The organism is Intrasporangium calvum, from assembly GCF_028446585.1.
Taxonomy (GTDB): domain Bacteria; phylum Actinomycetota; class Actinomycetes; order Actinomycetales; family Dermatophilaceae; genus Intrasporangium; species Intrasporangium calvum_A.
The window spans coordinates 1-9,841 of the sequence record NZ_JAPFQL010000109.1 but is presented as its reverse complement, the minus strand read 5'-3'; the positions used below and the strand labels follow the sequence as shown (position 1 = coordinate 9,841).

Genomic DNA, 9,841 nt, shown 5'->3' with positions numbered 1-9,841 from the left:
GTTCGCGACATCCTTCGATGTCGCGAACTGCTCTTTCGATTGATCAACGGGTCCAGCGGTAGCCCGTCGGCTCGCCCTCGCCGAGGTCCACGATCGCGGCTACCGGCCCGCCGCCGTCCGGCCCTTGGTGCGCGGCCGACACCGACACGAACACGGCCGGGTCACCGGTCACCGACGCCGTGACCCCGCCGACTGCCGCCTTGATCTGGCGGTGCCAGTGCACGTCGGAGTCGTCGAGCATGGCGTTGCGCCGACCGTGCACCATGCCGTCCTGGCTGACCTCGCACTTGAGGAAGACGTTGACGAGCCGCCCCTCGAGGTCCGTCCAGTGCGGCCGGTCCGGCAGGTCGAGCCCGGCGTCCTTGATCGCCTCCCAGATCCCGTCGGCGTCCAGCGCGTCGCGCATGACCGAGTGGCCGATCCGGTAGCGCCCGCCGATCCCGCGGGTGTTGCCGACGACGACGACCTGCGCCTGATCGAGCTCGACGCCTGACGAGCACGACGCCACCGACGAGTAGAGCGACCGGTTGTGCATGATGTCCGCGTCGGTGGGCATCTCGATCTCGCCGAGGGCCACGGCGATGCCGAGCCCCGTCGTGCCGTTGGACAGGTCCATCGACTCGTGGGTGTGCTCGGTCCAGACCTTCATGCCGCGCGACTTCGCGTCGCGGATCGTGTGGATCGTCAGCAGCGGCGTCTTGGTCTGCACGTAGTGGACGTCGGCAGGGTCGGTGATCCCGGCCTTCGCCATGGCGGCCTTGACCCCGGCGGCGACCTTCTCGACCATCGCGACGTAGCCGATCTCCTCCGGCTTGATCGGCTCGCTCATCGCGAAGCCGACGGTGAGCCGCAGGTCGTCACTCGGCTCCGTCCGCTCGGCGGGCAGCGTGGCGAAGATCGTGGCGTGCGGGCTGATCACGCCGTCGGTGCCGCCGGACCAGACGATGGGGATCTGCTTGACCTGGTCGGCCGGGGCGCCCTTCTCGACGAGGACCTCCCGGAACGCCTTGTCGGCGATGATGCGGGTGTAGTCGTTGACCCCACCATTGCCCTCCGTCTTGCCGATGATGGCGATGACGCGACTCGCCTCCATCACACCCTCGTCGATGAGTCGCGCGAGCTCGGACGCATCGGCGACGGAGTGGATCGGGACCTTGCGTACCTCGATGGCTTCTGGCACGTGACTCACCTCTCGAAATCGTTTGCGGGCGTGGGGTTCTCGACGATGGTGCCGACGCCGTGCTCGACGGCGTCGGTGATCCGGTCCAGGGCGGTGATGATGCTCCGGCGTCCGCCGGCCCGGACGAAGCGGAGAGCGGCCTCGACCTTGGGCCCCATGGAGCCGGACGCGAAGTGGCCGGCCGCAGCATGGCCCTCGAGCTCGTCGGCCGAGACGCGCCCGAGTGGCCGCGCGTCAGGGGTGCCCCAGCCGACGACCGCGTGCGGCACGTCGGTCGCGATGACGAGCGCGTCGGCGTCGATGGCCCGCGCGAGCAGCGCTGCAGTGCGGTCCTTGTCGATGACCGCCTCGACGCCGTGGACGGTGGCGGCGTCGGAGCGCACGACCGGGATGCCGCCGCCGCCGGCCGCGACGACGACGTAGCCGGCGCGCATCAAGGTGAGCAACGTGTGGGCGTCGAGCACCTCGAGCGGCTCGGGGGAGGCGACGACACGGCGCCAGCCCTTCTCACCGCGGTCCTCCCAGATCTGGCCGAGCGCGATCAGCGGCTCGGCCTGCTCGCGGGGCAGGTAGCGGCCGATCGGCTTGGTGGGCCGGGTGAAGCCCGGATCGTCTGCGTCGACGAGCGTGCGGGTGACGATGGCCGCGACCGGCCGCTCCACCCCGCGCCGCGCGAGGGAGGCCTCGAGCGCGTCGAGCATGGTGAAGCCGATGGTCCCCTGCGTCTGAGCCCCGCACCAGTCGAGCGGCACGGGTGGCACGACGTGGGCGGCCAGCTCGTTCTTGACGAGGATGTTGCCCACCTGCGGGCCGTTGCCGTGGGTGATGGCGACCTCGTGGCCGGCGGCGACGAGGTCCGCGACATGCGACATCGCCCGCCGGATCGCGCGCCGCTGCTCGTGTGGGGCGGCGCTCCCGTCGGGACCGGTCATCGCGTTGCCGCCGAGTGCGACGAGCACCCTCATGCCACTCTCCTCGGTGTCGTTCCGGCGAGCCTAAGGACGCGGTGGGGGTGGGCGCGTTGGCAGGTCCTGCCCAACGCGGGCCCTGCTGTTGTCACTTGTCCGTATGCCGCTGAGCTGGCTCCCAGCCACGTCGGGTCCCGCGCCTCCCGTCCTTGCACCCGGCGGGGGGCGGCGGGGTCAGAGCGCGCGATAGCGCGCGAGACGTGCCTCGAGGCGCGCCTTGGGGTTCGCGCGGGTGAGCATGGCCAGCTCGTGCTGGATGGCCTGGCTCATCCGTTGGCAGAAGGCCTCCGGTTCGTCGGCGGCGTCCGGGTGCTCGGCGACGATGCGGTCGATGATGCCGTCGGCGAGCAGGTCGAGGGACCTCACTCGTTGGGCGGCGGCCAGCTCCGGCGCGTGCGTCGTGTCGCGGTGGAGGATCGCGGAGGCTCCCTCCGGTGGGAGCGGTGAGAGCCAGGAGTGTTGCGCGCAGATGACCCGGTCGGCCGGCATCAGGGCGAGCGCCCCGCCGCCGGTGCCCTGGCCGAGCAGCACGCAGAGCGTCGGGGCCTCGAGGGTGACGAGCTCGGCCAGGCACCGGGCGATCTCGCCGGCCATCCCGCCCTCCTCGGCCTCCTTCGACAGCGCGGCTCCGGCGGTGTCGATGATGCTCACGAGGGGGAGGTGCAGCTCCCGGGCCAGCGCCATCCCGCGGCGGGCCACGCGAAGTCCCTTGGGGGACAGGGGCTCATCGAGGGTCTGGCCGCGCCGGTCCTGTCCGAGGACGATGCACGGCGCACCGCCGAACCGCGCCAGCGCCATGAGCAGCCCCGGGTCGTACTCGCCGGACCCAGTGCCGTGCAGGGGCAGGACGTCCGTCGCCCCGAGCTTGAGCAGCGCTCGCACGCCTGGGCGGTGGGCGCGGCGGGACCGCTCGATCGAGTCCCACGCGGGCAGGTCGGGCAGGGCCTCCTTGGGCACGTCCGGCACCTCGGGCGGCTCCTCGCGGGCGCCCATCAGGACGTTGAGGGCCCGGTCCGCGGTCTCGGCGAGCGCCTCGACGGGCAGGATCGCGTCGATGAGGCCGTGCTCGAAGAGGTTCTCGGCCGTCTGCACGCCTTCGGGGAACGCCCGGCCGTAGAGCGCCTCGTAGACCCGGGCGCCGAGGAAGCCGATGGTCGCCCCGGGCTCGGCCACCGTCACCTGCCCGAGCGAGCCCCATGACGCGAAGACACCCCCGGTGGTCGGGTGCCGCAGGTAGACGAGGTAGGGCAGCCGCGCCGCCTTGAACTGGGCGCAGGCGGCGCTGATCTTGACCATCCCGACGAACGCCGGGGTGCCCTCCTGCATGCGGGTCCCACCCGAGGCGGGCGCCGCGAACACCGGCAGCTCCTCACGCCGGGCGCGCTCGAACGCCGCGACGATCCGCTCGGCCGCCACGGTGCCGATGGACCCCGCGAGGAACCTGAACTCACCCGCGATGATCGCCACCCGCCGCCCGTGGATCCGACCCTCGCCCGTGACGATGGCCTCGTCGCACCCGCTGCGCTCGCGAGCAGCAGCCAGCTCAGCGGCATACGGGCTGGCGTCGGGCGCGGGGTCCACGGGCGCGCTGTCCCAGCCGACCCACGACCCCTCGTCGAGGACGGTGCCGAGCAGCTCGTGCGCTCCCAGGCGGGGACTCGATGACGACATGGCTACGTTCCGGCGTCCTGCTCGTCGAGCCAGGCCCGGACTGACTCGTTGTGCTCACCCAGCATCGGCGGGTGCAGGTGCTGCTCGCGTCCACCGGCAAAAGCGTTGTCGTCCAGGCGGATCGGCGGCCCGGGGATCTTGATCGGCCCCAGCGCCGGGTGCTCGACGTCGAGGATCAGGCCCTGCGACAGGGTCTGCTCCCACTCGTAGACGTGGTCGAGGGTGCGCACCTGGCCTGCGGGGACGCCGACCTCGCCGAGCCGCTCGACCAGCTCGTCGAGACCGTAGGGCGCGAAGGCCGCGTCGATCAGCTCGATGAGCAGGTCGCGGTTGGCGACGCGCTCGCGGTTGGTGGCGAGCCCCGGGGTGGCCGGGTCGATGCCGAACGCCTCGGCGAGCCGGACCCACAGTCCCTCGCTGCCGCAGGAGATCTGCACCATGCCGTCCTTGCAGGCGAAGAGGCCGTAGGGGGCGATCGAGGGATGATGGTTGCCCTGGGCCTGGCCGACCTCGCCGGCGACGGTGTAGCGGGTGCCCTGGAAGGCGTGCACCCCGACGATCGCCGCGAGCAGCGAGGTGCGCACGACGCGTCCTTGCCCAGTGCGGTGGCGCTCGTGCAGCGCTGAGACGACGCCGTAGGCGCCGTACATCCCCGCGAGCAGGTCAGCGATCGGGACCCCGACGCGCTGCGGGTCGTCGGGTCCGCTGCCGGTCAGGGACATGAGGCCGCCCTCGCCCTGGGCGATCTGGTCGTAGCCGGCACGCCCGCCCTCCGGGCCGTCGTGCCCGAAGCCGCTGATCGACAGGATGACGAGACGCGGGTTGAGCTCGTGCAGGCGGTCCGTGGTGAAGCCCAGCCGGTCGAGGACGCCGGGGCGGAAGTTCTCGATCAGCACGTCGCCGTGACGGATCAGGCGCGTGAGCGTCTCGCGGCCGTCGTCGGCCTTGAGGTCGAGGGTGACGGACTCCTTGTTGCGGTTGCAGGAGAGGTAGTAGGTCGAGATCGGATCGTCCTCGGGGCCGACGAACGGCGGCCCCCATCCCCGAGTGTCGTCCCCGTGACCGGGCGTCTCGACCTTGATGACGCGGGCTCCCATGTCGCCGAGCATCATCCCCGCGTGCGGGCCGGCGAGCGCGCGGGACAGGTCGATGACGACGACGTCGTCCAGGGGTCCGCTCACGTGCGCTCCTCGTCACGCCCACGCTGCCGTATGCCGCTGGGCTGGCTCCAGCCTCCACTGTGCCAGTTGGCGCGTGGCTGGGGAGTGTCAGGGCTTGCCGCGGCTCCGGGTGGGTCGTTGGCGGAGTCTGCCGTCGAGGGTTGGCTGCGGGTGCGGCTGGTCGCCTCAGGGAGTCGCGTGATCCGTGCGGTCGCTGCGCTCATCGGCCAGGTAGCCGAGCATCGCGAGGAGGACGACCTGGGCCCCGGTGATCAGCGCGGCCCACAGGCCGATGGGCAGGTCGCTGATCGCCTCGTTCTCGAAGACGCCATCGCCCAGGAGCCCGATGCCGAAAACGAGGAAGAGCAGCAGGACGACGATCTGGACGCCCGCGCCGAGGAGGTGCAGCGTGCGGTTGTCGACCGTGAAGAGGATGACGGCGCCGATCCCGTAGGCGACCGCGAGCCCGAGGTAGCCGCTGTAGGTGGTCGTGTCAGCGGCGCCCGGCTCCAGCTCGGCATTCCTGACGAGCAGCATCAGGGCGACGTAGAGGACCGCGACCGCGGCGCTCATGGCGGCCGCCACGTAGCGGACCGTGCGTCTGGTGCCTGCGTTGTGGGTCCGGAGGCCCGTGCTGTGGTGGCTGGTGGTTGCGTTCATGGACCGCCCCTCTCCGTTGAAGGTTCCTCACTCCATCAAATCAGCCAGATCGGGCATTCGGAATCCTGCAAATCCAACTAGTTCGGGCTGGTTCGGGGTGGGGCTCGTCATCGCGGTTGAAACATTGACTATCTCCATCTCTGGACAAAGCGGACGAACGTGCTAACTTGTGGCTCGGCCAGAGGGGAGGTCCGGGATTCCCTCGCGCACGGCCCTCAGCGCCTCTTGGCTTATGGGTCCCGAACAACGAGATCCCGGAATAGACAGGGGTCCCGTCTTGATGTCATGCACGCTGCCTGCGCCCATCCGACGGAGAGTGGCGGCCATTGCTTCCAAAGCCTCAAGTCGGTGGCAAGGGCTTCCTTCAGGTGAAGGAACTTTCGTGATGCCGATGGCGCGTGGGCCGCTCATGTCGAGGATGAAGGCCTGGATGGCAGGCGTGATGGTGGTTGCAGCGCTGAGCGGTTGCACTGCCCCGGGTGGGGCCGCGGTCAGCTCCGAGGAGCCGGTGGCACACCGTCCAAGCGGAGCGCACGGCGGCGCCGACCCGCAGATCCTCTCGGACGTGGTCGAGGCCTCCTACATGGTTCCGGGGCCGAACGTGCGGCGGGCGATGCGTGTCAAGCTCGCCATCAAGAACACGATCCAGACGGGTTGTGGGGCACGGCCCATCGACATCGACAGCACGTACGACCGCTTTGACCAGGCGCATTACGCCGACCTCGACCTCATTGCTCAGCGAGGCCTGACCGAGACCGAATCGAATTCGGTCGACGCAGAGGTCGACGAGTCATGCGCCAAGAAGGTCTTTCCACTCAGTGAGGTCTGGTTTCAATCCACTGGCCAAGCTTGGTATGAGGCGACCCAAGAGGCAGTGAATGACCCCGCGGTCATTGCCACCCACGCACCCACTGCCGAATGCCTCAGCGCAAAGATCGGGTGGACGGTGGAGCAGTCGGATCCAGTCGCTTACTTCCTTGCGAATGCCGACCGCCATTTGCAACAGTCATCCGACTGGAAAGAGGCGCACGACAAGGCGAGCCGAGTATTCGTTGAATGCACGGGCCAGTATTTCGCCAGCCTCCGGCAAGCGTTGCTGCCGCGAAGACAGGCCTTGGTCGAGCGCAATCGCGAGCTCCTCCAGTCGATGGCGGACGAGCTCGCCGCGAAGGGCTACGTGCCGTGAAGGGGAGCACCTCCCGCAACTTTCAGTACGGCCTGGGCGGTGTCGTGGTGGGCTGCCTCCTCGGGATCGTCGGTGCGAGCTTCTGGGCCGCGTCGCCGGGCGAGGCTGCCGCGGCCCGGGCGGTGCCCACGCTGCCCGTACCGAGCGCGACCGTGACGGAGCAGGTGCTGCGCGACAATGTCGTGGCACCCTGCTCGTCGGCGATGAGCACCCTGAACGTCAGCTCGCCACAGGTTTCCAGTGGTCGCTACGTGGTGACTTCCCTCGGCGTCTCGTCCGGCCAGCGCGTCGTTACGGGCCAACTGCTGGGCGCGGTTTCGGGAGAGCCGCTCGTGGCCTTCACCACCAAGATCCCGCTCTATCGAGACCTGTCACTGGGCGACACCGGGCCGGACGTCCTGGCGCTCGAGAGCGCCTTGAAGGGCGTCCGTGCGGTCAAGACGGCCGACTCGCGGCTCGATGGTGCCGCGGTGGCCGCGCTGGACCGGCTGTATGCCCGAGGTGGTCCACCCGGGCGAGGCGGATTCCGTCTCGCCAACAGCGTGAGCGTGCCGCCGAAGTCGGTCGTGCAGTCGGTGTCGGTCCAGGTCGGCCAGATCGTCGACGCCGAGGCACCGCTCATGACCATCGCGGCCGGTGACCCAGCGCTGATGTGCACGGTGCCGGCCGGCACCAAGGTGTCAGCTGGTGAGACGGTGAGCCTCGAGGGCAGCGCAGAACCGATCCCTGCGGAGGTCCTGAGCGTCGAGCCAGCACCTGAAGGAGAGGTGGGACTCCGGGTGCGGGTCGGGCCTCTGGCCGCCGACGCGAGCACCCTGGCCTCGGCGACCGTGTCCATCCCCGTGGCAGCAACGGCAAGACCTGTCCTGGCTGTGCCGCTGGGTGCGCTGTATGCAGCTCCAGATGGATCGTTCGCGGTCCGGAGACTGAAGGGCGCCACCGCTGAGGCGGTGCCCGTGACGATCGGCTTGGTGGCCGCCGGATGGGTCGAGGTGCGCAACGCGTCGCTGCGCGCGGGAGAAGTCGTGCAGGTGCAGGGGCGGACCGTCGGCGAGAATCCCCCGGCAGGAGCCGGCAGTGGCAACCAGCCGCCCGCGAGCCAACCCCCGGCCAACGAGCCGACCCCGTCCGGGAAGTCCTGATGGTGCTGAACGTCGTGCTCGACGGGGTCGGTTTCGCGGTGCAGGAGCCCACCAGCGTGAGGATCCTCGAGCCGTGCTCGCTCGATATCGAGGCGGGTAGCTCGACCGCGATCGTCGGCCCGTCCGGGGCAGGCAAGTCGACCTTGGCGTCCATCATCGGCGCCCTCCAGCCCCCGTCCGAAGGAAGGTACCGATACGGCTCGGTCGAGGTGACGGCGCTCGGGCGTCGTGACCTCGCGGCGTTTCGCGGCCGGGAGGTCGGGTTCATCTTCCAGAATGCCCACCTCATCGACGAACGCGCCGCGTGGCACAACGTCGCCCTGGGCATCGTCGACTCCCAGCTGGCGGCGGACGAGGTGGAGGACCGGTCGCGGGCGGCCCTGGCCAGTGTCGGACTGTCCCGCGTTGCCGACCGGGAGGCGTCTTACCTCTCGGGCGGTGAGCGGCAGCGCGTCGCCATCGCGCGAGCCCTGGTCAAGTCGCCTTCCCTGGTGCTGGCGGACGAGCCCACCGGCGCACTGGACCAGCGCACGGGGCGCGACGTCCTGGAGCTGCTCCACGCGACCTGCGCGGTCGGCACGACGCTCGTCGTCGTCACGCATGACGAGCGGGCGGCAGCTCTGGCTGGCCGCGTGATCCAGGTCGTCGACGGAGTAGTTCATGGGTGACTGGACGTGGGCCGGCGTACGGGCCAGCACCGGCACGATGCTGACCGACGCCTTTCGTACTCTGGTGGCTCGGCCTGGCCGCACGTTGGCCATGATGGGAGGGATCGGCCTTGGGGTGGCCAGCGCCACGTCGGCTGTCCTCATCGCCGACACCCAGCAGGTCCAGGTGGATCGGGCGTTCGACGCCCAGCGGTCCTCGGTGGTCGTCCTGCGGGCCGACACGCCACCTGATCAGGGCTTCTCCGAAGGTGGCGCTGCGGCGGTGGCCGGGCTGGGCCCGGTGACTCGCGCGGGGGAGTTGTCCGTGTGGCGGGAGACCGCCTTGCTGTCGCCCAACGGCGTCGTGCCGGCCGTCGGAATGCCCATGGTGGTCGCGGACCCAGGGGGGCTGGCGGCCGTTGGAGTCGTGACCCGGTCAGGCGTCGACCAGAGCGCCATCGACGCGATGGGCGATCGCCCGGTCGCGTGGCTCGGGGAGCAGGTAGCGGAGAGGCTCGGTATCGACCCGGTCTCCGCCGGCAGCGTTGTGGTCGACGGCCACCGGCTCGGCGTCGCCGGCGTGGTGCACGCCGCACCGGGCTTCGGCTACCTCAACTCCTCAGTCATCGTCTCGCGTGATCTCGCGCTGCGCTTCTTCGGCCGCGGAGCGACGGTGCGGTTCGTGGCCGGCGTCCGACCAGGGGCCGCTGCGGCCGTTGCCACCTACGCGCTGGCTGCACTGGATCCGCAACACCAGCTGGCCCTCGCCGACGCCACGCAGCCCGACTCGAGGATCGTTGCGACGGCTGTCGGTGGGGACCTGAGGGCGATGGGTCTGGCTCTGGGCGGTTTCGTGGGGTTCATCGGCATGGTGGCCATCGCCAACACCCTGAGCATGGCCGTGAGCCAACGGTCCCGGGAGCTCGGACTCAGATCCGCGATGGGGTGGGGCCGCCGGCGACTGGCGTCGTTGATCCTCGTGGAAGCCCTCGTTGCCGGCGCGCTCGCTGGCGTCGTGGGCAGTGGGCTGGGTCTGTCCTCGGCCTTCATCTGGTGCCGTGCTCACGACTGGGAGCTCATCGTGAACCCGTGGCTCGCACCCACGGTCATAGCGCTTGGCGTCGTCGCCAGTCTGCTCGGTGCCCTGGTGCCGGCCAGCCGGGCCGCGTCCACGTCCCCCCTCGTCGCGATGCGAAGCTGAGGCCCACAGGTCTGGGCCGTGGGGGG

The 9,841-nt window shown here is 70.3% G+C and carries 9 protein-coding genes; 4 read left to right on the top strand and 5 right to left on the bottom strand.

Features of this window, described 5'->3' with window-relative positions; genetic code table 11:
• Positions 1–43 precede the first annotated feature (43 nt).
• The 5 genes from OO014_RS17885 to OO014_RS17865 all read right to left on the bottom strand — a co-directional run bounded on the left by OO014_RS17885 (position 44) and on the right by OO014_RS17865 (position 5,639).
• On the bottom strand, positions 44–1,180 hold the full coding sequence (locus OO014_RS17885) for a ring-opening amidohydrolase (RefSeq protein ID WP_272463683.1): 1,137 nt from the start codon (positions 1,178–1,180) through the stop codon (positions 44–46).
• A gap of 5 nt (positions 1,181–1,185) precedes the next feature.
• A complete protein-coding gene (locus OO014_RS17880) occupies positions 1,186–2,145 on the bottom strand; it encodes a carbamate kinase (RefSeq protein WP_272463682.1) in 960 nt (319 codons plus the stop codon).
• A 177-nt stretch (positions 2,146–2,322) separates the two neighbouring features.
• Positions 2,323–3,819 (bottom strand): acetyl-coenzyme A carboxylase carboxyl transferase subunits beta/alpha, encoded by a 1,497-nt coding sequence (locus OO014_RS17875; RefSeq protein WP_272463681.1) that lies wholly within the window; start codon positions 3,817–3,819, stop codon positions 2,323–2,325.
• A 2-nt stretch (positions 3,820–3,821) separates the two neighbouring features.
• Positions 3,822–5,000, bottom strand: a complete 1,179-nt coding sequence (locus OO014_RS17870) for a CaiB/BaiF CoA transferase family protein (protein WP_272463680.1) — start codon at positions 4,998–5,000, stop codon at positions 3,822–3,824.
• A gap of 165 nt (positions 5,001–5,165) precedes the next feature.
• Positions 5,166–5,639 carry a hypothetical protein gene (locus OO014_RS17865; RefSeq protein ID WP_272463679.1) on the bottom strand — a complete coding sequence of 158 codons (474 nt, stop codon included), beginning with the start codon at positions 5,637–5,639 and terminating at the stop codon, positions 5,166–5,168.
• A 430-nt stretch (positions 5,640–6,069) separates the two neighbouring features.
• Between OO014_RS17865 and OO014_RS17860 the strand changes: the two genes are divergently transcribed.
• Genes OO014_RS17860 through OO014_RS17845 form a run of 4 tightly spaced genes read left to right on the top strand, consistent with a single transcriptional unit; the run spans position 6,070 to position 9,815 of the window.
• On the top strand, positions 6,070–6,825 hold the full coding sequence (locus OO014_RS17860) for a hypothetical protein (RefSeq protein WP_272463678.1): 756 nt from the start codon (positions 6,070–6,072) through the stop codon (positions 6,823–6,825).
• On the top strand, positions 6,822–7,967 hold the full coding sequence (locus OO014_RS17855; protein WP_272463677.1) for a hypothetical protein: 1,146 nt from the start codon (positions 6,822–6,824) through the stop codon (positions 7,965–7,967). The genes OO014_RS17860 and OO014_RS17855 overlap by 4 nt, the downstream gene beginning before the upstream one ends.
• Positions 7,967–8,635, top strand: a complete 669-nt coding sequence (locus tag OO014_RS17850) for an ABC transporter ATP-binding protein (protein ID WP_272463676.1) — start codon at positions 7,967–7,969, stop codon at positions 8,633–8,635. Before OO014_RS17855 ends, OO014_RS17850 begins: the two co-directional genes overlap by 1 nt.
• A complete protein-coding gene (locus OO014_RS17845) occupies positions 8,628–9,815 on the top strand; it encodes an ABC transporter permease (protein ID WP_272463675.1) in 1,188 nt (395 codons plus the stop codon). The genes OO014_RS17850 and OO014_RS17845 overlap by 8 nt, the downstream gene beginning before the upstream one ends.
• The last annotated feature ends 26 nt before the right edge of the window (positions 9,816–9,841 follow it).

Excerpts from the sequence above, each read along its gene's own strand:
- OO014_RS17865 (WP_272463679.1), bottom strand. The coding sequence starts at position 5,639 with ATGAACGCAACCACCAGCCACCACAGCACGGGCCTCCGGACCCACAAC.
- OO014_RS17880 (WP_272463682.1), bottom strand. The coding sequence starts at position 2,145 with ATGAGGGTGCTCGTCGCACTCGGCGGCAACGCGATGACCGGTCCCGAC.
- OO014_RS17860 (WP_272463678.1), top strand. The coding sequence starts at position 6,070 with ATGGCAGGCGTGATGGTGGTTGCAGCGCTGAGCGGTTGCACTGCCCCG.
- OO014_RS17875 (WP_272463681.1), bottom strand. The coding sequence starts at position 3,819 with ATGTCGTCATCGAGTCCCCGCCTGGGAGCGCACGAGCTGCTCGGCACC.
- OO014_RS17850 (WP_272463676.1), top strand. The coding sequence starts at position 7,967 with ATGGTGCTGAACGTCGTGCTCGACGGGGTCGGTTTCGCGGTGCAGGAG.
- OO014_RS17845 (WP_272463675.1), top strand. The coding sequence starts at position 8,628 with ATGGGTGACTGGACGTGGGCCGGCGTACGGGCCAGCACCGGCACGATG.